Consider the following 22,634-nt stretch of genomic DNA (forward strand, 5'->3'; position numbering starts at 1 on the left):
GATTGGGGATCAGATGATGCCGCCGACGACACCGCCGTCGACGCGTAGCAGTGCGCCGGTCGTGAACGCGCTGGCATCGGAGGCGAAATACATGGCAGCGCCGATGATCTCGTCGGGGAGTCCGCCGCGACGCAGCGCGATGCTACGTTCGGCCATGGTCTGAAACGCTGCCATGTCCCATGCTTCGGCGATATCGGTCAGGAACGGTCCGGCGAGAATCGCGTTCACCCGGACGCTTGGCCCCAGTGCCGGAGCGAGGCCCTGGGTGATGGTGTTGAGTGCAGCTTTGGCCGCCGCATAGGGCAGTGCGTGTGTGGTCGGAAATACGCTCTCGATAGACGACACGTTGATGATCGAACCCCGTCCGCGGGCAACCATCTTCTCACCCAACAGCGTGCTGAGTCGGAATGGGCCCTTGGTGTTGACCCCGAAAACCTTGTCGTACAACGCTTCACTGATCTCGGTGAGGCTGGGGTAGAGCGGGGAGAGGCCGGCGTTGTTCACCAAGATGTCCACCCCGCCCGTGGCCTCATCGGCGGCTTCGGCAAGCTCGGTGCATTGATCCCAGGAGCTGACGTTGCAGCCGAATGCCCACGTTTTGACACCGCTGTGAGCGGCGATCGACTCGGCCACCTCGACGCAGGCCTCGCGCTTGCGACTGGCGATGGCAACGTTGGCGCCGGCAGCCGCGAAGGCCCGCGCCATCGCCAGGCCGAGGCCGCGCGACCCGCCGGTGATCAGGGCGGTTCTGCCGCTGAGGTCGAAGAGGTTGGTCATCGGACTCCTGATAGTCGGCCGGCGCGCTCGAACAGGAGCACCGCGGCGTTGTGTAGGGCGGATCCAATCGCGCTGGGCGCCAGCCCGGCGCAAGATCGTGCATATGTGCCTTCGAGGATGATGCCTAGCTTGAAACACCCCATGACGACATACCAGCGCAGATCGGTGTCGGGTCGGCCCGATCGCGCGCAGTAGCGGGCGGCGACCTCCTCCGGGGACGGCAGTTCGCCGGCGCTCCAAATTCCGCCCGCGTCCATGATCACCTCGTGTTGGTCCGGCCACGTGGCCAGATAACGGCCGAGGTCGAGCAAGGGATCCCCGATGGTGCTCATTTCCCAGTCGAGCACCGCAGCCAACGTGCCGAAGCGATGCTCGAAAATGAGGTTCCCCAGGTGATAATCGCCGTGCATGAGGCCGAGGCGGAATGCGGCCGGCACGGTGGCCGCAAGGTAATCACGGATGTCTTCGAAGTGAGGCAGGGAGGTTCCGTCGTAGCCGTCCATACCCAGGTACTTGTCACGTTCCGCCACCCACCGCGGCACCTGACGTTCCAGAAAGTCCTGCGGCTTACCGAAATTCGCCAACCCAATAATTTCGTGATCTAGTGAGCCGATCTCGGCAAGGGCATCGGTGGCCTGGTACACCAGATGCTCTCGTCCGTGCTGCGAACGGAAGGCTTCGGGTACCTCCTCGGCGGGATTGAACCCGTCCACGGCCTCCATCAGGTAGAAGACTGCAGAGCCCAACACACTGGGGTCATCACACACGGCGACCAAACGTGCGTGCGGGACGCTAGTAGCAGCCAACGCCTTCAATACTGTTGCCTCGCGGAGGATCAGCTCGTTATTCCGGGGCCGCGGCCGCAGCGGTGGCCGTCGAAATACCAGGCTGCGCCCGTCAATCTGCAGCCGAAGCAGAATATTCTGGGTTCCGCCCGCGAGCAGTTGCGGGTCCTCGATCGATCCTTCGCCAAGGCCTTCAGTTCGCAGCCACGCCGACACCGCGGCCAAGTCAACCGCGTCGTCAATTGCCAGTTTGAGGCCCGTCATGCGTTCTCTCGCAGTATGTTTCGGCGTACCTTACCAACCTCGGTACGGGGCAGCACGTCAACGAAGTCGATGATCTTCGGATACGCGTGGCGTCCGAGCCGCTCTTTCGCCGCATCTTGTATTGCTCCGGTTAGTACAGTTCTGGGCACACTGCCGTCATCGACAACCACCGCCCGCACCACTGATCCGCGTGCCTCATCAGGTGCTGCCACGACGGCGACCTCGCATACTCCCGGAACTGCCGCGATCACATTCTCGACCTCAGCGGGTCCTACGTTGTAGCCAGCGGTGACGATCACGTCATCGTGGCGGCCGGCGAACCAGTAATAGCCATCCTCGTCACGCCGCGCCATGTCGCCGGACAGGAAGACGTCGTTCACGGTTCTGCTGCGCCACAGCTCGTCGAGCCCCTGGTAGCCGAGGATCGGCCATCGGGCGTTGCGGACGCCGATGATCCCTTCGGTCTCCTGTTGCTGACCGTGTTCGTCGACCAGTACGACATCGAATCCGGGCACTGCCGATGTCAGTGCTCCAGCTGGTGCGGGGCATACGTCATCGGCCAGATTGGCGAGCACCATTCCCATTTCGCTGGAGCCATAGCCGTCCTGAAGTGGACCTCCGCCGAGGTCGCCCCATGCCTTGACCAGTGAGGCGGTAAGTGGTTCACCCGCGGAAAGTCCTCCTCGAACTGTCTCCGGCAGGCTAGTTCGGGCGGCGGCGAGCAACGAACGGTAGGCACTGGGCGCGGAGGCGATGTAGGTGACGCGCTCCTTATTCATGACCTTAAGCCAGGCGACCGGGTCGAAGGCGCCGGTATAGATGACCCGTCCTATCCCAAGGGATTGCACGCCGAGACCCGCGGCGTACAGGCCAAAGGACCAACCCGGGTTGGCGCCGGCGAAGACGAAGTCGTCTTGACCCGGGGCCATCACGTGTCGTAGGAAGCTTTGCAGCGGCAGAATGAGCGAATGCGGGTGCAGACAGCCCTTCGGGTTCCCGGTAGTGCCGCTGGTGTAAATCAAGGTGGCGCAATCAGTGGGTTCAGTTCGTACCGTTTCGAAAGCGGCTGTATGAGTATCGATCTCTTGCCAGAAGCTTCGGTCTCCAACCATGATGCCGAGTCCACGGTTGCCTGCAACCGTCCACACCGATGGGCCGGCCGTCAGACCGGCGTGGACCTTGGCGTAGGGCGCGCGGTACCGGTGATCGACAACGACAGCGGTCGCTTCGGCGCCATCGATCCGCTGCGCGAGGGCATCGACCCCGAAGCCCACGAACAGCGGAACGTAGACCAACCCTGCCCGCCATGCAGCCAGCGCACAGATGTAGGCCTCTACCTGTTGGTCAAGGACCGCTGCCACCCGGTCACCGCGGCGAAATCCCGCGCTGATGAAGGCGTTCGCGAGCGCGCGTGAAGCTTCCATCAACTCGAAATAGGTCCACCGCGTCACGCTTCCATCCGGTTCGTGAACGCTCAGCGCTATGCGTGACCGATCCGTGGCCCACCGGTCACAGCACTCGTGTGCCAAGTTCAAGCCGTCGGACAGGGGCCAGTCGAGACGCTTTTCGGCGACCGCCCAGTAGTCGTCGATACTGAGTTTGCGCTCTGCGAGCAGTTCGTGGCGAAGCTGGGAATGCGTGCCGATCAAGGTGCGCCCGCCGGGCTGATGTCGATGCCGGCAGCTTGCATCTGAATGACCGCATGCGCCGCGTCGACGTACTCCCACACCTTGGAGATCTCATCGCCCCGCGTTTCGATGCACACGCAGTACTCGTTGGAGTACTTGCCCCCGTTCGGGAATTCCCCGCTCAGGGTGAAGCGCACGGTGCCGAGGTTGCCTTCGCCGAAGGCGCTATGAACCACGGTCCGCATCGTTTCGCCGTCGTACAGAACTGAGAAGACCCGCTGCATGTTGCCGCGGATGACGTCTCTGCCGGTGCTGAGGCTCTGCATGATTTCCGGCGGAACGGTGGGGGATATCCACCATGTCGCGTCGTCGGCGAGCACTGCGGCGATGTCGTCGGGCCTTCCGAAGGCTTCGACAAGTTGGGTGGCCAATTGTGCGGGGGTGCGGCTCATGTCAGTCCTTACTGGCGGTGGGGGTGAAGGTGCAGGGCATCCGCTTCACCGCGCGGATGATGGTGTTCAGTTCGTATTCGGGTTCGCCGACCTCGAGGTCGGGCACCCGGGTCAGCAATTCGGTGATCATCGATCTCAGCTGTGTCCGGGCCAGTTGGGCACCGAGACAGAAGTGCGGTCCGCCGCCGCCGAAGGCGAAGTGGTGGTTGGGCCGACGCTGGATGTCAAAGGTTCGTGGGTTGGGGAAGACTCTCTCGTCGAAGTTCGCCGAGGGGTAGAAGAGGACCACTTTGTCCCCCTCCAGGATTTGCATCCCGGCAAGTTCGACGTCGCGGGTCGCGGTGCGGCGCATGGTCATCACCGGGCTTGCCCAGCGCAGGAACTCCTCGATCGCGGTGGGCAGCAGCCCATCGAGGTCGTCCTGCAGTCGCGCCCGCTGATCAGGGTGGTTTGTCAGCGCATGCATGGCCACGCTGATTGTGTTGCGGGTGGTGTCGCTTCCGGCGACGCATAGCAGCAAGAAGAACGACGAGATCTCCATCTGGGTGAGCTTCTCGCCATCGACCTCGGCGTTGACCAAGTTGGTCATCAGGTCGTCCTCGGGATGAGCCCGGCGCTGTTCAGCGATGTTCTGGGCCAGGCCGTGCAGGTACATCGCCGCCTCGGCCTGGACCTCGGCGGGGTCGCGGCCCTGGTTGATCTCCGGGTCCTGGAAGCCGTTGATCTTGATTGCGGCGTCGATCATCTCGTCCCGGTGTTCGGCGGGGATGCCGACCATCTCGCTGATGGTCCACAGCGGGAGTCTCGAGGACACGTGCTGGACGAAGTCGCATTCTCCCGATTCGATCTTGGCCAGATCCGAGACGATCGATGCCGCCTGGGCCGCGATTTGGTCGCCGATCGTGCGCAGGCGTTTCGGGGTGAACGCGGACGAGACCAGCGTGCGAATCTTCACGTGTCGGGGTGCGTCCAGCGCAAGGATCGAGGCCATCGCCTCGTACGCCTCGGGCGGGAAGTCCTCGTACATCATGCCCTTGCCGCTGCAGAACGTCGCCGGATCCTTGGACACCGCCGCGAGTTCGCGGTGCCCGGTCACGGCCCAGAAACCGTCCTCGTCGGGGTTGATGACGGGCATGGTGCCTTCGGCAGGAGGCTGCCAGGAGACGGGCAGGGTGGCCCGCAGGGGCGCAAAGATGTTTTCTTCGCGGTCTTCGGGACTGGCCAGCCAGAACGGAAGATCTCCCACTCGCTCGTTGGCAAAGGGCGGACGAATACGCGTCGTCGTCACAGGGTTTCTCCTCGGGTAATTCGGTTGGACTGCACCGTCGACCAGCCTCGAGCGTGCCGCGCCAGTAGCCGCTTTGCCCATGTCTGTGAGTGTCACGAACAGTCCTCTGCGTGACACACACCACTGAGACTAGTAAAGTTTAATTTATAGTAAATTCCGAGCTTAGGGATGGAAATGACCTCCGCGATCTCCTGGTCGGCCCAACCGGGCCGCCTCAATGCGCAGCATCTGGCTGAGGTGCTGGGGCGCTACGTTCCTTTTTCGGTGCCGGACGACCGTCGGGGCGGAGTCGTCGGCGAGTTCACCAGCATCGTGCCGCTCGAGGACATCGTCTATACCGACGTGTCCTGGAGTGACCGAGAGCTGAACCGGCGCGCCCGCAGCGAGGTGCCCTCGAACGGCGAGTACTTCGCACTGGCCGCGATTCGCTCCGGAAGCGAGTTGGTTGGGATCGCCGGTGACACCCATCGGCTGACCGCCGGCGATGTCGTCCTGTGGGATTGTCAGGCGCCAACGCTCGTCAGCGTGCCCTCGACACTGCGCAAAAGTTCGTTGCTGATTCCCAGCCAGCTGTTGCAGCACATGTCGCTCACCCCACGTCACCGTGCGGGATTGACCTATTTGACCGACGCGCCGACCGCGCCCATGCTCCGTCAATTGCTCACCTATCTCAGCGACCACCCACAGCCGCAGTCGTCGGTGTATCGACGCACCCGCAACGCGCTACTCGAGTTGGCGCTGGGGACCATCGAGTCCGCCCGCGACACCGAATCCACCTCGTTGCTGCCGACGTTGCGTGCGGCGGTCTGCCGTTGGGTCGATGACCACCTCCATGAGCCGGATCTGCGTCCGGACACCATCGCCGCGGCCCACGCGGTCTCGGTGCGAACGCTGCACCGAGCGTTTCAGTCCGAGCCACAGTCGCTGGGGGAGCTGATTGCGATCCGCAAGCTCGAACGAGCCCGCGACCTGCTGTCCGATGGCCGCACGGTCGCGGTGGTCTCGGCCATGCTCAACTTCGCCAGCCCGAGCCACTTTTCGCGAGTGTTCACCCGGCGGTACCAGGTGACTCCGAGCGAATACAAGCGAAGCTGTCGCAATGACGGAGCCGGTGACCTGGCCGAATCCGTGGTCTGAGACAACTTAGGCACACCGTCCGCCCACCCTCCGACCGGTACACTCGCCGGGTGACGGTGTTGGTGCAGCGGTATTTGGACGAGATCCTCGCCGAGCATGCCGACAACGCCGAGGGCGTGGTCGCCGACTACATTCCCGAACTCGCCACCGTGGATCCCTCGTCGTTCGGATTATCACTCGAGATGACCGACGGGTACGTCTACGAGTCCGGCGACAGCGCAGTGGAATTCAGCATCCAGTCCATCTCCAAGCCGTTCACGTATGCACTTGCCCTCGACGAGGTCGGCCAGGACGCGGTGGACGCCAAGATCGGCGTCGAACCTTCGGGGGAGCCGTTCAACGAGATCAGCGTCGATGATCAAACCAAGAAGCCGAAGAACGCGATGATCAACGCCGGCGCCATCGCCGCAGTCTCGCTGGTGCCGGGTGCGAATCCGCATGAGCGGTTTTCTCGGTTACTGGACTTCTATTCGGTGTGCGCCGGGCGGGCCCTCGACGTCGACGAAGACATCTACCAATCGGAGAAGTCCGCCGGTAGCCGGAACCGGGCGATCGCCTACATGCTGCAGAGTTTCGGGGTGCTCGATGACGACCCCGACGAGGTGCTCGACGTCTACTTCCGGCAATGCGCGATCAAGGTCACCAGTACCGACCTGGCCTGTATGGCCTCGACGCTGGCCGGCGGGGGAGTGAACCCCCGCACCGGCGTCCGGGTGGCTTCCCCCGCGGTGGTGCAGCGAACGCTCAGCGTGATGATGACCTGCGGGATGTACGACGCCACCGGTGTCTGGGTCACGACCGTGGGCATGCCGGCCAAAAGTGGTGTCGGCGGCGGCATCATCGCGGTGCTCCCGAGCCAGCTCGGGATCGGCGTGTACTCGCCACCGCTCGGTGCAAACGGCAACAGTATCCGGGGAGTCCTTGCCTGCCAAAGCCTCTCGGCGCAGTTGGGGTTGCACTTCCTTTCCGTCACCCGCGAATCGCGCGCGACCATCCGGGCCACCCACGACGTCGCCGACGGCGTCCGGATCTACGAACTGCACGGTGACTTGCTGTTCGCCGGTGCCGAGCAGGCGCTGCGCATCGTCGAGCAGGACGGCGACGGGGTCGATGTCGCGATCCTGGACCTGTCGCGCGTCGACGACATCAATGACGTCGCCCGTCGCATGCTCATCGGGATGCGCGAGGCGCTGAACAAGGTCGGCAAGGAGGGCTTTCTCGTCGACCCCGACCGCAGAGTCATCCCTGCCGACCGTGCGAACGCGGCCGTGTATCCCACGGTCGAGGAGGCGGTGGCGGCCGCCCGTCGCCCCTAGCGCGGAAATGCCAGCTGGGTCGGTATCTCGTAACCGCGCAGCGTGACGGTGTCGCCGAAAGTCCATAGTGCCCGTTCGGTTTCGGTCGCGCCGCGGATGGTGTCCGAGGAGGCCAGCAGGTGGCCGGGGGTCGTTTTCGCCAGCTCGCACAGGCGGGCGGCCTCATTGACCGGGGCGCCGATGACGGTGTATTCGAAGCGGTCGTGGGCCCCCACATTTCCCGCGACGACCGTACCCGCCGCGACGCCGATGCCCGCCTGGATCTCGGGGACCTCCACGCGCAACCGGGCCGCGATGCCGCGCGCGGTGGCCAGCGCGGCGTCCTCGGGACTCTCGAGGTCATTCGGGGCGCCGAAGACCGCGAGGCACCCGTCGCCCTCGAACTTGTTGAGTAACCCGTCGTGCTCGTTCACCTCTTCGACGACCACGGTGAAGAACCGGTTCAGCAGGGTCACCACGTCCGCGGCGGCTCGCGTCGTGACCAGCGTGGTGGAGCCGGTGATGTCGACGAAAAGCACGGCGGCATGGCGCTCTTCGCCGCTGGGGTTGATTCCCCTGGATTCGGCGGCGCGCGCGACCGCGTGCCCCACATGCCGGCCGAACAGATCGCGTACGCGTTCCCGCTCCCGCAGGCCCGTGACCATCGAGTTGAAGCCGCGTTGCAACTGACCGAGCTCGGTGCCGTCGAACACCACGAGGTTGGTGTCCAGGTTGCCCTCTTCCACCCGTCGGAGCGCGGCCCGGACCACCCGGATCGGCGTGGCGGTGATCCAGGCTGCCACCCACATCAGGCTGAATCCGAAGACCAGGGTCGCCGCCGAGGAAATGAGCACCGCGACTGCGAACTGGGTCTGGGTGAGATTGCGCAACAGCAGGACGAACAACGCGATGAGTCCGATGCCGACCACCGGAACCCCGGCGCCGACCATCCACACCGTCATGATGCGGCCCATGATTCCGGGCGCCAGCCGCCGGGGTGGGTCACCGGCCTCGAGAGCCTGCGCCGCCACCGGTCGCAGCGCGAACTCGGTGAACAGGTAGGCAAACGTCGCGACCATGACACCGCAGATTCCGACCGCGATGAGGAACCTCGGGATAAACAGGGGGTCGTAGATCCCGTAGAGCACGGCCAGGATGACGGTGCCCAGTCCCCACAGGATGAGATGGGCGATCGCCACCCGCCACGGCGCCACGAACGTCTGGCGCAGGTTGTCCTTGGTGGGGGCGTCGTCCTCGATGGCCCAGCGCAGGGCGTTGACCGTGCTGTGGGTGATCCACACCGTGCCGATGCCCAACGCCACTGTGAGATAGGCGGGCGCCACCCCGTAGGTCAGCCAGCCCGGGGCGTCGTCGAACACGCTGGGATCCGGAAAGGCCACGGTGACCAGCACGATCGAGACGATCATGCCGACCAGATTGGTGACCAGAATGAACACCGTGAGGATCAGCTGGATCCGGATACGCCGCCGCTTCGGACCCTCGGCCACGTCGCCGAGCAGCCAGGACCCGTAGGAGGACGTCTCCGGCAGTCGGCCACTGGTTTGCGTCAGGCGCTCCAGGAAGCGGCCCAGTCGCTGCGCCAGCGTCGCGTTGGCTTTCATCGGTCTCAGAGCGTAGTCGGTGGAGGCCGCTTCGCCGGCGATGTAGTCGGTTCGGGTTGTGGCGATGCGGCGACGGCCGCGGCTACCCCTAAGGTTGACCGGGTGCGTCTCGTGATCGCCCAGTGCACGGTCGACTATGTCGGCCGACTCACCGCCCATCTGCCCTCGGCGCGTCGGCTGCTGTTGATCAAGGCCGACGGTTCGGTCAGCGTGCACGCCGACGATCGCGCCTACAAGCCGCTGAACTGGATGTCTCCGCCCTGTTGGATCACCGAGAACACCGACGGCCCGCTGCCGTTGTGGGTGGTGGAGAACAAGGCCGGTGAACAGCTGCGCATCACGATCGAGGAGATCGACCACGACACCGAGCACGAACTCGGCATCGACCCGGGTCTGGTCAAGGACGGCGTCGAGGCGCATCTGCAGGCCCTGCTGGCCGAACACGTCGAGTTGCTCGGAGTGGGTTACTCGCTGGTGCGCCGCGAGTACATGACCGCGATCGGCCCGGTGGATCTGCTCTGCCGCGACGAGCAGGGCAAAACGGTGGCGGTCGAAATCAAGCGGCGCGGGGAGATCGACGGCGTCGAGCAGCTGACGCGATATCTGGACCTGCTCAACCGGGACAGTTTGATTGCCCCCGTCAGTGGCGTCTTCGCGGCCCAGCAGATCAAACCGCAGGCCCGAACCTTGGCCATGGATCGCGGAATCCGATGCGTGACACTGGATTACGACAAGATGCGGGGTCTCGACAGCGACGAGTTCCGGCTGTTCTGATGGCCAGGAACCGGCGCTCCGGTAAGCGGCAGGGGCCGCCTCGGCCGCTGGGGATGTCGTTGTCTCAGCAACGAGTCGAGCAGGGCGCCGACGGCTACGACTATCTGGTCCGTCATGTGGTGGCCGCCCGGGCCACCAAGACCTACCGCTGTCCGGGATGCGACCAGGAAGTTCGTCCCGGCGTCGCGCACGTCGTGGTGTGGCCCGCGGACCTGGGCGAGACCGCCGTCGAGGACCGACGGCACTGGCACACGCCGTGCTGGACGCACCGCGCCAATCGAGGGCCGACTAGAAAGTGGAGCTGAACCGTCCGGTGATCCGTCCGGTTCGACGAGCGGTGTAGTTCCGCGAGGGAGAGGCCGGACGGCAACTGATCCGTCCGGTTCGACGAGCGGTGTAGTTCCGCGAGGGAGAGGCCGGGCGGCAACTGATCCGTCAGTGCGCGTTGGCGGCCGGCTCGACCAGTTCGATCAGCACGCCGCCGCCATCCTTGGGGTGGATGAAGTTGATCCGGGAATCCGAGGTGCCGCGCTTGGGCGCGTCGTAGAGCAGTCGCACGCCCTGGTCCCGCAGGCGCTCCGACAAGGCGTCGATGTCGCTGGTCCGGTAGGCCAACTGCTGCAGGCCGGGGCCGCGCTTGTCCAGGAACTTCGCAATGGTCGAGGTCTCGTCGATCGGGGCCATCAGCTGGAGCTGGGCGCTGCCGACCGGGGCACCGCGCACGCTCAGCATGGCCTCGACGATGCCCTGCTCCTCGTTGACCTCTTCGTGCAGCACGATCATGCCGAGGTGGTCGTGATACCACTTCTTGGCGACCTCGAGATCCGGCACGGCGATACCGACATGATCAACTCCCGTCACCAGCGCGCTGGCGAGGACGGGACGGGTATCAGCCTGGTCGGTCGTCATAACGTAACGGTAACCTAGTGACGACAATTGCGCCTATGCGCCAGGTCACAGCGACCTGGGCGCACCCCTTGCCTTGGAGGTAGTCATGACGACGTCTGTAATCGTTGCCGGAGCCCGCACGCCGATCGGCAAGCTCTCCGGAGCGCTGAAGGACTTCTCGGGCTCCGACCTCGGCGCCATCGCGATCAAGGGTGCGCTGGAGAAGGCCGGCGTCGAGCCCTCGGCCGTGCAGTACGTGATCATGGGTCAGGTGCTCACCGCGGGTGCCGGCCAGATGCCCGCGCGCCAGTCCGCCGTCGGCGCGGGCATCCCGTGGGATGTGCCGGCGCTCTCGATCAACAAGATGTGTCTGTCCGGCATCAACGCCATCGCCATGGCCGACCAGCTGATCCGCGCCGGCGAGTTCGACGTGGTGGTCGCGGGCGGCCAGGAGTCCATGACCCAGGCGCCGCACCTGCTGCTCGACTCGCGCGCCGGCTACAAGTACGGCGACGTCGTGGTCAAGGACCACCTGGCCTACGACGGACTGCACGATGTGTTCACCGATCAGCCGATGGGGGCACTGACCGAGCAACGCAACGACGCCGACCAGTTCACCCGCGCTGAGCAGGACGAATACGCGGCCCAGAGCCACCAGAAGGCGGCCGCTGCGTGGAAGGACGGGGTGTTTGCCGACGAGGTGGTGTCGGTGCAGATTCCGCAGCGCAAGGGCGATCCGATCGAGTTCAGCGAGGATGAGGGCATCCGCGGCAACACCACCGCGGAGTCGCTCAGCGGCCTGCGGCCAGCCTTCCGCAAGGACGGCACCATCACCGCGGGCTCGGCGTCGCAGATCTCCGACGGTGCCTGTGCGGTGGTCGTGATGAGCAAGGCCAAGGCGACCGAGCTGGGCCTGGACTGGCTGTGCGAGATCGGTGCCCACGGCGTCGTCGCCGGCCCGGACTCCACCCTGCAGTCGCAGCCGGCCAATGCCATCAAGAAGGCCATCGCCCGCGAGGGGATCGGCGTCGACCAGCTGGACGTGATCGAGATCAACGAGGCGTTCTCGGCGGTCTCGCTGGCCTCGACCAAGGAACTCGGCGTCGACCCGGAGAAGGTGAACGTCAACGGCGGTGCGATCGCCGTCGGGCACCCGATTGGGATGTCCGGCGCTCGGATCGCGCTGCACGTCGCACTCGAGCTCAAGCGGCGCGGCGCCGGGTACGGCGTTGCCGCGCTGTGCGGTGCCGGCGGCCAGGGTGACGCGTTGGTGCTGCGGGCCGGCTGACAACTACACGCAGTAGTAGCTGGGCTCCGCATTGGGCACAATGTCTGGTGTGAACTCTGCGACGACTGGCAATTTTGATCTCCGGACGACGGCCGGACGGTTTCGGTTGGTGGCGCTGGCCGAGGCCGTCAGCTGGGTAGGGCTGCTGCTCGGGATGTACTTCAAGTACCTGGGTACGCCTCGTACCGAACTCGGGGTCAAGATCTTCGGACCCGCGCACGGGGCGGTCTTCGTCGCGTTCCTGGCCGCGGCGGTGCTGGCCGGTTTCGCCTTCAAGTGGTCGCCGGTGACCTGGTTGCTGGCGTTGCTGGCGAGCATCCTGCCGCTGGCCACTGTGATTTTTGTCATATGGGCCGATCGCACGGGAAAGCTGGGGGAGGTCCAGCACGCGCCGGGGGGTTCCACATTCGGGACGGCGACAGCCCGACCGGCATCCGAGACGGCGTGACAGACTTGTCGGCGTGACACGCCCAGATCCCTCCCGACTTGCGGCGGCGGCCTCTATGGCCGGTGCCGTCGACCTCTCCGCTCTGAAGCGCCCGGCAGGTCCGGCAGCCGCGGCTGGTGCCGCGGAGCTGAACATCCCGGGCGCCGTCGAAATCACCGAAGCCAACTTCGAGGCCGAGGCGCTGATCCGCTCGGGCGAGGTGCCCGTGGTGGTGGTCCTCTGGACGCCTCGCAGCGAGGCTTCGGTGCAACTCGCCGAGACCCTCGGGGCGTTGGCCGACCAGGACAACGGCAAGTGGGTCGTGGCGACGGTCAATGTCGACACCACGCCCCGGGTGGCGCAGGCCTTCGGCGTGCAGAAGATCCCGACTGTCGTCGCGCTGGCCGCGGGTCAGCCGTTGTCGAACTTCGAGGGCATGCAGCCGCCCGAGCAGTTGCGCCTGTGGGTCGACTCGTTGCTCGACGCCACCGCGGGCAAGTTGTCCGGCGGCGCCGGAGCCGAGGAGGCCGAACAGGTCGATCCCGCGGTGGCAGCCGCGCGCGAACATCTCGACGCGGGGAACCTCGAGGAGGCCAAGGCCGCCTACGAAGCGATCCTCGCCAACGAGCCCGGTAACACCGAAGCGGCCGGCGCCGTGCGGCAGGTCGGCTTCCTGATCCGCGCCAGCGGCCAGCAGCCCGACGCGATCGCGGTGGCCGACGCTGACCCGTCCAACATCGAGGCCGCCTTCGCGGCCGCCGATGTCCAGGTACTCAATCAGGACGTCAGCGGGGCGTTCGACCGCCTGATCGCGTTGGTCAAGCGCACCGCCGGCGACGAACGCGGCACCGTCCGCGCACGGCTGGTGGAGCTCTTCGAGTTGTTCGACCCCGCGGACCCCGAGGTGATCGCCGGCCGGCGCAACCTGGCCAACGCGCTGTTCTGAGCCAACCCGCAACCCGCCGAGATCGACGGTTTGCCGGAAAGTACTCGCACAAACCGGCCCAGTGGTGAGTTTGGGCGTTACGGGGCGGCGGGGGCGAACCAGAGGGCGGAGTTGGCGGGCAGGACCAGGACCGCCGAGGCGGGGCGGCCGTGCCAGGGCTCGGCGGTGGCGTCCACACCGCCGAGGTTGCCCGCACCCGCCCCGTGATAGCTGGTGGCGTCGGTGTTGAGCACCTCGCGCCACCGCCCGGCGTGCGGCAGTCCCAGGCGGTAGCTGCCGTGCTCGGTGCCCGAGAAGTTGAACACGCAGGCCAACACGGATCCGTCGGCGCCGAACCGCAGGAAGCTCAGCACGTTGTTGCCCGAGTCGTTGGCATCGATCCACGAGTAACCCTCGGGCTTGGTGTCCTGGCTCCACAACGACGGCGTGGCCTGGTAGATGCCGTTCATGTCGCGCACCAGCTGCTGGATACCGGTTGAGAAACTGTTCTCGTCGAGCTGGAACCAGTCCACGCCGCGTTCCTCGGACCACTCCGCGCGCTGGCCGAACTCCTGGCCCATGAACAGCAACTGCTTGCCCGGGTGCGCCCACTGGTAGGCCAGCAGACTGCGCAGCCCGGCCGCCTTGGCATGATCGTCGCCCGGCATCCTGGTCCACAGCGTGCCCTTGCCGTGCACCACTTCGTCGTGGCTGATCGGCAGCACGTAGTTCTCGCTGAACGCGTAGAGCATCGAGAACGTCATCTCGTGATGGTGGTAGCTGCGATAAATCGGATCACGACTGATGTAGTCCAGCGTGTCGTTCATCCAACCCATATTCCACTTCATCGAAAACCCAAGGCCGCCAAGGCTGGTCGGACGGGTGACACCGGGCCAGGACGTGGACTCCTCGGCAATGGTGACGATCCCGGGGGCGGTCTTGTGCACCGTGGCGTTCATCTCCTGCAGGAACTGCACCGCCTCCAGGTTCTCCCGGCCGCCGTAGATGTTGGGCGTCCAGTCGCCATCCGGTCGCGAATAATCGAGGTACAGCATCGAGGCCACGGCGTCGACCCGCAGGCCGTCGATGTGGAACTCCTGCAGCCAGAACAACGCATTGGCCACCAGGAAGTTGCGCACCTCGGGACGTCCGAAGTCGAAAACGTAGGTGCCCCAGTCGAGTTGCTCGCCGCGGCGCGGGTCGGCGTGCTCATACAGCGGGGTGCCGTCAAAACGGCCGAGTGCCCAGGCGTCCTTGGGGAAGTGGGCCGGCACCCAGTCGACGAGGACGCCGATGCCGGCCTGGTGCAGCCGATCCACGAGATAGCGGAACTCGTCGGGCGAGCCGAACCGCGAGGTCGGCGCGTAGTACGAGGTGACCTGATACCCCCATGACCCGCCGAACGGGTGCTCGGCGACCGGCAACAGCTCGACATGGGTGAACCCCTGGTCCACCACGTATTCGGTGAGCTGATCCGCGAGCTCGCGATACGGCAGCCCCGGCCGCCAGGACCCGAGGTGTACCTCGATGGTGCTCATGGGCTCGAACACCGGATTGGTCGCCGCGCGCTTCGTGCACCAAGCATCGTCGGCCCAGCGGTAGTCGCTGACGAACACCCGCGAGGCGGTCTGCGGGGGGATCTCGGTGGCGAACGCCATGGGATCGGCGCGGTCAGACACGCTGCCGTCGGCCCCGTGAATGCGGAATTTGTACAGCCCGTCGGCGGGAAAGCCGGGCCAGAACAGTTCCCAGACCCCCGTCGAACCGAGCACCCGCATGGGCGCCTCGGTGCCGTCCCAATGATTGAAGTCACCGATGAGGCTCACGCCCTTGGCATTCGGCGCCCACACCGCAAACGACACGCCCGCGACGGTGCCGTCGGGGGTCTCGAACGAGCGCGGATGCGCGCCGAGGACTTCCCACAGCCGCTCGTGACGGCCCTCGGCGAACAGATGCAGATCGACCTCGCCGAGGGTGGGCAGGAACCGGTAGCCGTCGGCCACCGTCAGATCGATGACGCCGCCGTCGTGGGTCGGGTAGCCGATCTCCAACCGGTAGTCCATCAGGTCGACGAACGGCAGCGCGACGGCGAACAGGCCCGAGTCGATGGGCTGCAACGGGTACTGCCGACCACCGATGAGCGCGCTCACCCGGGTGGCGTGCGGCCGGTAGGCCCGGATGACGGTGTGATCGCCGAACTCGTGGGCGCCGAGGACCGAATGGGGGTCGTGGTGGGTCCCGTCGACCAGGCGATGCAGATCCGCGGGGTCCGGCGCCAGGTGCTTGCTCGCCACGTTGGTACCGGTCATCGGCCCTGTCCTCTCCGTGTCGTCGCCGGCGGTGGCTCCCGGCGCGACGCCTCCCGCGGCGCCCGTCACTCGCGACGCAGCAGCGTCCTGCGGGCTTCCGGGGAGAGCAGCGGCATGTTCACGACGTGCGCGACCGCCTTTGCCGGGTCGAGTCGAACGTAATTCGCCTGACCCCACTGATACTCCTCTCCGCTGATCTCATCGCGTACCCAGAACCGGTCGTAGGCCTGCATACCCAGCGCGCCCATGTCCAACCACAGCGTGCCGTCCTCGGGCCCGAACGGGTTGAGGGTCACCACCACGAGCACGCAGTCGCCGCTGATCGGGTCGAACTTGCTGTAGGCCAGCAGGGCGTCGTTCTCGATGTGATGGAACGTGATGTTGCGCACCTCCCGCAGCGCGGGATGCAATCGCCGGATCTCGTTCAGTTGGGTGATGAACGGCTCGAGCGAACGACCCTCGGCCAGCGCGCGCTCGAAATCGCGGGGGCGCAGTTCGTACTTCTCGGAGTCCAGGTACTCCTCGCTGCCCTCGCGCACGGGCTGGTTCTCGAAGAGTTCGAAACCGGAGTAGACACCCCACAGCGGACTCAGCGTCGAGGCCAGCACCGCCCGGATGGCGAACATCCCCGGGCCGCCGTGCTGCAGGCTCGCGTGCAGGATGTCCGGGGTGTTGACGAACAGGTTGGGGCGCGCCACGTCGGCAAACTGCGCGATCTCGTTGCCGAACTCGGTGAGCTCCCACTTCGCGGTCCGCCAGGTGAAATAGCTGTAGGACTGGGTGAACCCCAGCTTGGCCAGCCCGTAGAGCCGGGCCGGGCGGGTGAACGCCTCCGACAGGAACAGCACATCGGGATCGATCCGCTTGGCCTCGGCGATCAGCCAGGCCCAGAAGTTCGGCGGCTTGGTGTGCGGATTGTCGACCCGGAAGATCTTGACCCCGTGGGCAATCCAATGGGCCACCACGCGCAGCACTTCGGCGTAGAGCCCGGCCGGGTCGTTGTCGAAGTTCAGCGGGTAGATGTCCTGGTACTTCTTCGGCGGGTTCTCCGCGTACGCGATGGTGCCGTCGGGCAACTCGGTGAACCACTGTCGGTGCTCGACGGCCCACGGATGATCCGGTGCGCACTGCAGCGCCAGGTCCAGGGCCACCTCCAGGCCGAGATCCCCGGCCGCGGAGACGAACTCGTCGAAGTCGTCGATGGTGCCGAGATCGGGGTGCACGGCATCGTGTCCACCCTCGTGGCTGCCGATCGCCCATGGCGAGCCGACATCACCGGGTGCTGCGGTCACGGTGTTGTTGCGGCCCTTACGATGCACCTTGCCGATCGGATGGATGGGCGGCAGGTACACCACATCGAAGCCCATCCGGGCGATCCGGCCCAGCGCCTTGGTGGCGGTGGTGAACGTGCCGTGCACGGGCCGTCCGTCGGCGTCCCAGCCGCCCGTCGACCGGGGAAACATTTCGTACCAGGCCGCGAAGCGCGCGCCGGGTCGGTCCACCCACACGCCGAATTGTGCACCGCGGGTGACCAATTCGCGCAGCGGGTATTGCGCGAGCAACGCACTGACCTCGTCGGAAAGTGCGCGTGCGGCGCGCTCGGTGGGGTCGCCGGGCTCGCGCAGGGCGGCGGCGGCCTCGGCCAGCGGGGCGCGCAGCTGACGCGGCACGCCGGTTGCGGCGCGGTCCAGCAGTTGGGCGCCCACGAGCAGATCATTGGACAGCTCGGCCTCACCCTGCCCGGCTTCGAGCTTGGCGACCACGGCGTGGCGCCAGGTGGTCGTCGGATCGCCCCACCCGTCGACCCGGAACGTCCACAGGCCGACCTCGTCGGGGACGAACTGGCCGTGCACCACGTCGGGGTTGGGCCCGGCCGCCATCGGCAGCGCCTGTGGTTTGCGCCGGGGCCCGGCGGCGGTGGGACCCGTCCCGGCGCCCACGGCCGGGACCGGACCGGTCACCAGGGCCGGGTAGTTGGCCCCGTGGTAGCGGACCACCAGCGTTGCCGCGACCGCGTCGTGGCCTTCCCGCCACACCGTCGCGCTGACCGGGACCACCTCGCCGACCACCGCCTTGGCCGGGAATCTGCCACCGGATACTGCGGGCGCGACATCGTCGATCTCGATGCGACCGGACACTCAAGCGCTCCTCAATGTGTAGGCGGCGACCGTCGGTTCTGCACTGTGCCTGTTGGTCTTGGTTTTAACCACTTCGCGCGTACTTCACACCGTAGTGGTCGCCGGGGGCGGTGGGGAGCTAAGCGCTCGCCGACGAAAGTGCAGGTCCCCGAAATGTCAGTAAGGTATCGATGCGTGAAAGCTCTCCGCCGGTTTACCGTCCGCGTGCACCTGCCGCAGCGGTTGGCTGCCCTCGCCCAGCTGTCGACCAACCTGCGCTGGTCGTGGGACAAACCCACTCAAGACCTGTTCGCCACCATCGATCCCGGTCTGTGGGGCGAGTCCGGCGGCGACCCGGTGGCACTGCTGGGCGCGGTGCGCCCCCAGCGCCTCGACGAACTCGCCCGCGACGACGAATTCGTCGCTCGGCTGGACGCCTTGGCCGGTGATCTCGAGCACTATCTGACCCGGCCGCTGTGGTACCAGCAGCAGCCGGCCGAGACCGTGCCGACCGGCATCGCCTATTTCTCGATGGAGTTCGGGGTCGCCACCGTGCTGCCGAACTACTCCGGCGGGCTCGGCATCCTGGCCGGGGACCACCTCAAATCGGCGTCCGATCTGGGTTTGCCGCTGATCGCCGTCGGCCTGCTGTACCGGTCGGGCTACTTCCGGCAGTCGCTGACCGCCGAGGGCTGGCAGCACGAGACCTACCCGTCACTGGATCCGCACGGGCTGCCGTTGCGGCTGCTCACCGACGCCGCGGGCAGTCCCGCGCTCGTCGACCTGACGATGCCGGCCGGCGCCCAGCTGCGGGCCCGGATCTGGGTGGCGCAGATCGGACGCGTGCCGCTGCTGCTGCTCGACTCCGACATCCCAGAGAACGAGCACGACATGCGCGGGGTGACCGACCGGCTCTACGGCGGTGACCAGGAGCACCGGATCAAGCAGGAGATCCTCGCCGGCATCGGCGGCATCCGGGCCGTCCGCGCGTACACCGAGATCGAGGGTTTGCCGGCCCCCGAGGTCTTCCACATGAACGAGGGCCACGCCGGTTTCCTCGGGGTCGAGCGGATCCGCGAGTACATCGCGTCCTCGGGACTGGATTTCGACACCGCGCTGACGGTGGTCCGGGCGAGCACGGTGTTCACCACGCATACCCCGGTGCCCGCCGGCATCGATCGCTTCCCGACCGAGATGGTGCGGCGGTATTTCGCCGACGACCGACCGAACCCGCTGCTGCCGGGGGTTCCGCTGGATCGGGTCATCGAGTTCGGCAACGAGGACGATCCGGCCGTGTTCAACATGGCTCACATGGGGCTGCGACTGGCGCAACGCGCCAACGGCGTCTCGCTGCTGCACGGCGAGGTCAGCCGGTCGATGTTCAGTGCATTGTGGCCGGGCTTCGACCGCGGCGAGGTTCCCATCGGCTCGGTGACCAACGGCGTGCACGCCCCCACCTGGGCCGCCCCGCAGTGGATCGACCTCGCGCGCGAGTTGGCCGGCGACGACTCGATGACCGACCCCAACACCTGGTTGCGCGTCCAGCAGGTCGATGCGAGCCGGCTGTGGCAGATCCGTTCGGAGTTGCGCGCGCTGCTCGTCGAGGACGTCCGGGCGCGGCTGCGCAGCTCGTGCCTGGAACGCGGTGCGACCGACGCCGAACTCGGCTGGATCGCGACGGCCTTCGACAAGGACGTGTTGACCATCGGGTTCGCGCGGCGGGTGCCCACCTACAAGCGGTTGACGTTGATGTTGCGCGACCCCGAGCGGCTGGAGGCGTTGCTGCTCGATGAGAGCAGGCCCGTGCAGCTGATCGTCGCGGGGAAATCACACCCCGCCGACGACGGCGGCAAGGCATTGATCCAGCAGATCGTGCGCTTCGCCGATCGGCCCGAGGTGCGGCACCGCATCGCGTTCCTGCCCGACTACGACATGTCGATGGCGCGGTTGCTCTACTGGGGCTGCGATGTGTGGTTGAACAACCCGCTGCGGCCGCTGGAGGCATGCGGGACCTCGGGGATGAAGAGCGCGCTCAACGGCGGCTTGAACCTGTCGATCCGCGACGGCTGGTGGGACGAGTGGTACGACGGCCAGAACGGCTGGGAGATCCCGACCGCCGCCGGCGTGACCGACGAGGCCCGTCGCGACGATCTAGAGGCCGCCGCGCTCTATGACCTGCTGAGCACCTCGGTCACGACGAACTTCTACGACCGCGACGACGCCGGGGTACCGACGCGTTGGATCGAGATGGTCCGGCACACGCTGCAGATCCTCGGCCCCAAGGTGCTGGCGTCGCGAATGGTGCGCGATTACACCGAGCAGTACTACACGCCGGCGGCGCAATCGTTCCGGCGCACCGTCGGCACGTCATACGAGCCGGCCAGGGAGCTGACCGCCTACCGGGCGCGGGTCGAGGCGGCGTGGCCACAGATCGCCATCACCGATGTCGACGCCACCGGGTTGCCCGACACCCCTGTGCTGGGATCGGAGTTGACCCTGACCGCGACCGTGCACCTGGCGGGGCTGCGCCCCGACGAGGTCGACGTCCAGGCCGTGCTGGGCCGGGTCGACGGCACCGACGCGTTGCTGGACCCGGTCACCGTGCCGATGACCCACACCGGCCCCGGCGAGGGTGGCGAGGTGTTCACCACCACCGCCGCGCTGCCGGTCGCAGGCTCGGTCGGCTACACCGTCCGGGTGATGCCGTGCCACGAACTGCTGTCCGGCGACAACGAACTCGGCCTGGTCACGCTGGCGTGAGCACCGGGACGAGAAGCGAGGACCATCAGCGACGAGGAGTCCAGACATCAGCGATGCACTGACGGTGGCACTGCCGGGCGGGCCGTATGCGTTGGCCGCGGGGCCCGACGACCGGATGTGGGTGACGCTGCCCCACAGCGGGGAGATCGCCCGGATCGGCCAGGACGGCGCCGTCGACGTGTTCCCGGTGGCCCCGGAGGCCAAGCCGTCCATAATCACCGCGGGCTCCGACGGCGCGCTGTGGTTCACCCGCGCCGGGGACGGGCGCATCGGCCGGATCACCGTCGACGGCCAGTGCAGCGAATATGTGCTGGGCGAAGGCAGTGCCCCGTACGGGATCACCAATGGTCCCGACGGCTGCCTCTGGTTCACCGACATGGCCGCGGGGACCGTCGGTCGCATCACGGTCGACGGTGAACTCTCCATCGAGCAGGCCACCGGCGGGATGCCGTCGATGATCGTCAGCGGGCCGGACAATGCCGTGTGGTTCACCCTCAACCAGGGCAACGCGATCGGACGGCTCGACCTCAGCGGTGAGCTCACGGTGCGCAGGTTGCCCACCCCCAACGCGGGCCCGGTCGGGATTGCCACCACGCACGACGACTCCGTGTGGTTCACCCAGATCGTCGCCGAGAAGCTCGGGCGCATCCCCCTGGACGAGGCCATCCAGGAACTCGACATGCCCGGCAAGCCGCACGCGGTGGTGGCCGATCCGGCCGGCGGCGTGTGGGTCAGCCTGTGGGGCAGCGATCAGCTGGCCCGGGTCAGCGCCGACGGCGAGGTGATGACCTTCGACCTGCCGGCGGGCAGCGAACCGCACGGGATGGCGATCGGCTCCGAAGGTGCGCTGTGGGTGGCGCTCGAAAGTGGCTTTGTCTCGCGCCTGCCCAGTTGAACTCCGATGTGCTTGCCGGGACGCATCGCGCGGGGAGGTAAGTTCCCGAAAGGGGCTTCACTTGTCGTCGCATCGGGGCGACGGAGCACGCTGGGGCCCCAGGAGAGGCTGCATCGTGATCGTTGGTCGTCGCTTCGCCGCCGTGGCGGCGGGTCTGCTGTTGGTCTGGACCGCCCCGGTGGCGGGTGCGGATCCGGAGCCGGCGCCCGAGCCCGTCGACGCCGTGGCCGCGGCCGCCCCGGCCGATCCCGGAGCGGATCCGGCTGCGGTACCGGTGGATCCGGGCGCACCGCCGCCTGTCGACGAGGCCGTGATCGAGTCCGCGCCGCCCGCCACTTCGGAGTCGCCCGACGGCTGGACCCTCACCGTCGGTGCCAAGGACGAGACCCTGCGTGCGGTGCCCCCGTTGACCACCGCGCTGTCCTCGCGGAGCTACGAGGTCGCCGGGGTCTTCAACGGTTCGGCAACCGGACCTGGGGGCGAGGGGGAGCCCCCCGAAGGCGTGCTCGAGGTCGGCTACCACATCGGGTGCGGAATCGACATGAGCACGTCCAACGGCGTCACGCTGACCGGCAGCGTGGGCATCACGCCCTCGATCGGTCTGCTGGGCATCGACGCCGCGGGACTCGGGGTCGACGGGATCGCGCCGGTGCTGTCCACCCCGGTCAGCGGCGGCATTGCGGTCGGTCTCAAACCGGGGATCATCCACATCATTCCGGTGAACAAAAAGGAGTACAAAGGCGCCGACCCCTGGGTCTCCATCAACGGCTTCCAGGTCAAGATCGACGGCTGCCTCGGCGAATCGTTCATCCGCTCGTATGCGGTGCTGACCCGGTCGACGGATGTCTCCGACGCCATCCAGGCCTACTACGGCACGGTGAAAAAGGTCTGACAACGCGCTCCCTCGAGATTGCAGGCTGGGCGCCGACATTGCGGCTGCGGCGAGAATGTGGCGGGACTATCGCCGTCACTACAACCCCGGCGCCATCAGCGCAATCTCGAT

Annotated in this window: 19 protein-coding genes; 10 read left to right on the forward strand and 9 right to left on the reverse strand. The window is 66.6% G+C overall.

The features are described 5' to 3' along the window. Positions 1-9: 9 nt before the first annotated feature. Genes RCP80_RS06870 through RCP80_RS06890 form a run of 5 tightly spaced genes read right to left on the reverse strand, consistent with a single transcriptional unit; the run spans position 10 to position 5,194 of the window. A complete protein-coding gene (locus tag RCP80_RS06870; protein WP_308481622.1) occupies positions 10-777 on the reverse strand; it encodes an SDR family NAD(P)-dependent oxidoreductase in 768 nt (255 codons plus the stop codon). Further along, entirely contained in the window at positions 774-1,826 is a 1,053-nt protein-coding gene (locus RCP80_RS06875) for a phosphotransferase family protein (RefSeq protein ID WP_308481623.1), read from the reverse strand. Before RCP80_RS06875 ends, RCP80_RS06870 begins: the two co-directional genes overlap by 4 nt. Further along, the gene (locus tag RCP80_RS06880) at positions 1,823-3,475 is read right to left on the reverse strand and encodes an acetate--CoA ligase (RefSeq protein WP_308481624.1); all 1,653 of its coding nucleotides are present in this window, start codon (positions 3,473-3,475) and stop codon (positions 1,823-1,825) included. The genes RCP80_RS06875 and RCP80_RS06880 overlap by 4 nt, the downstream gene beginning before the upstream one ends. Next, positions 3,472-3,906 (reverse strand): nuclear transport factor 2 family protein, encoded by a 435-nt coding sequence (locus tag RCP80_RS06885; protein WP_308481625.1) that lies wholly within the window; start codon positions 3,904-3,906, stop codon positions 3,472-3,474. The genes RCP80_RS06880 and RCP80_RS06885 overlap by 4 nt, the downstream gene beginning before the upstream one ends. A 1-nt stretch (position 3,907) precedes the next feature. Further along, positions 3,908-5,194 carry a cytochrome P450 gene (locus tag RCP80_RS06890; protein ID WP_308481626.1) on the reverse strand — a complete coding sequence of 429 codons (1,287 nt, stop codon included), beginning with the start codon at positions 5,192-5,194 and terminating at the stop codon, positions 3,908-3,910. Between the two features lie 174 nt (positions 5,195-5,368). On the opposite strand from RCP80_RS06890, the gene RCP80_RS06895 reads away from it, so the two are divergent. Further along, complete coding sequence (locus RCP80_RS06895) at positions 5,369-6,331, forward strand: helix-turn-helix domain-containing protein (RefSeq protein ID WP_308481627.1); 963 nt, start codon at positions 5,369-5,371, stop codon at positions 6,329-6,331. A 50-nt stretch (positions 6,332-6,381) separates the two neighbouring features. After that, a complete protein-coding gene (gene glsA / locus RCP80_RS06900; RefSeq protein WP_308481628.1) occupies positions 6,382-7,647 on the forward strand; it encodes a glutaminase A in 1,266 nt (421 codons plus the stop codon). On the opposite strand, the gene RCP80_RS06905 is transcribed toward glsA, so the two are convergent. Continuing rightward, on the reverse strand, positions 7,644-9,248 hold the full coding sequence (locus RCP80_RS06905) for an adenylate/guanylate cyclase domain-containing protein (protein WP_308481629.1): 1,605 nt from the start codon (positions 9,246-9,248) through the stop codon (positions 7,644-7,646). The two genes, glsA and RCP80_RS06905, sit on opposite strands and share 4 nt — an antisense overlap. A gap of 102 nt (positions 9,249-9,350) precedes the next feature. On the opposite strand from RCP80_RS06905, the gene nucS reads away from it, so the two are divergent. Beyond that, positions 9,351-10,022 carry an endonuclease NucS gene (gene nucS / locus RCP80_RS06910; protein WP_308481630.1) on the forward strand — a complete coding sequence of 224 codons (672 nt, stop codon included), beginning with the start codon at positions 9,351-9,353 and terminating at the stop codon, positions 10,020-10,022. Further along, positions 10,022-10,327 (forward strand): Rv1322 family protein, encoded by a 306-nt coding sequence (locus tag RCP80_RS06915; RefSeq protein ID WP_308481631.1) that lies wholly within the window; start codon positions 10,022-10,024, stop codon positions 10,325-10,327. The genes nucS and RCP80_RS06915 overlap by 1 nt, the downstream gene beginning before the upstream one ends. A 130-nt stretch (positions 10,328-10,457) precedes the next feature. Here RCP80_RS06915 and mce read toward each other — a convergent pair whose 3' ends face one another. Continuing rightward, positions 10,458-10,931, reverse strand: a complete 474-nt coding sequence (gene mce, locus RCP80_RS06920; protein ID WP_308481632.1) for a methylmalonyl-CoA epimerase — start codon at positions 10,929-10,931, stop codon at positions 10,458-10,460. Positions 10,932-11,016: 85 nt separating this feature from the next. Between mce and RCP80_RS06925 the strand changes: the two genes are divergently transcribed. The 3 genes from RCP80_RS06925 to RCP80_RS06935 are packed head-to-tail and all read left to right on the forward strand — an operon-like array spanning position 11,017 to position 13,571. After that, positions 11,017-12,198 (forward strand): acetyl-CoA C-acetyltransferase, encoded by a 1,182-nt coding sequence (locus RCP80_RS06925; protein ID WP_308481633.1) that lies wholly within the window; start codon positions 11,017-11,019, stop codon positions 12,196-12,198. 49 nt (positions 12,199-12,247) lie between these two features. Then, positions 12,248-12,646: a DUF3817 domain-containing protein gene (locus RCP80_RS06930; RefSeq protein WP_308481634.1), complete on the forward strand. Its 399-nt coding sequence runs from the start codon at positions 12,248-12,250 to the stop codon at positions 12,644-12,646. A 13-nt stretch (positions 12,647-12,659) separates the two neighbouring features. Next, entirely contained in the window at positions 12,660-13,571 is a 912-nt protein-coding gene (locus RCP80_RS06935) for a tetratricopeptide repeat protein (protein WP_373693461.1), read from the forward strand. A 77-nt stretch (positions 13,572-13,648) separates the two neighbouring features. Here RCP80_RS06935 and glgB read toward each other — a convergent pair whose 3' ends face one another. Both glgB and RCP80_RS06945 read right to left on the reverse strand, forming a co-directional pair. Further along, entirely contained in the window at positions 13,649-15,859 is a 2,211-nt protein-coding gene (gene glgB, locus RCP80_RS06940) for a 1,4-alpha-glucan branching protein GlgB (protein ID WP_308481635.1), read from the reverse strand. Between the two features lie 65 nt (positions 15,860-15,924). Further along, positions 15,925-17,997, reverse strand: a complete 2,073-nt coding sequence (locus RCP80_RS06945) for an alpha-1,4-glucan--maltose-1-phosphate maltosyltransferase (protein ID WP_308481636.1) — start codon at positions 17,995-17,997, stop codon at positions 15,925-15,927. A gap of 174 nt (positions 17,998-18,171) precedes the next feature. On the opposite strand from RCP80_RS06945, the gene glgP reads away from it, so the two are divergent. The 3 genes from glgP (at position 18,172) to RCP80_RS06960 (ending at position 22,523) form a co-directional block, all read left to right on the forward strand. After that, positions 18,172-20,736 (forward strand): alpha-glucan family phosphorylase, encoded by a 2,565-nt coding sequence (gene glgP / locus RCP80_RS06950; protein ID WP_308481637.1) that lies wholly within the window; start codon positions 18,172-18,174, stop codon positions 20,734-20,736. A 46-nt stretch (positions 20,737-20,782) separates the two neighbouring features. Then, a complete protein-coding gene (locus tag RCP80_RS06955; RefSeq protein WP_308482731.1) occupies positions 20,783-21,631 on the forward strand; it encodes a Vgb family protein in 849 nt (282 codons plus the stop codon). A gap of 115 nt (positions 21,632-21,746) precedes the next feature. Then, entirely contained in the window at positions 21,747-22,523 is a 777-nt protein-coding gene (locus tag RCP80_RS06960) for an MspA family porin (RefSeq protein ID WP_373693462.1), read from the forward strand. The last annotated feature ends 111 nt before the right edge of the window (positions 22,524-22,634 follow it).

It is taken from the genome of Mycolicibacterium sp. MU0053, assembly GCF_963378095.1.
Lineage (GTDB): Bacteria > Actinomycetota > Actinomycetes > Mycobacteriales > Mycobacteriaceae > Mycobacterium > Mycobacterium burgundiense.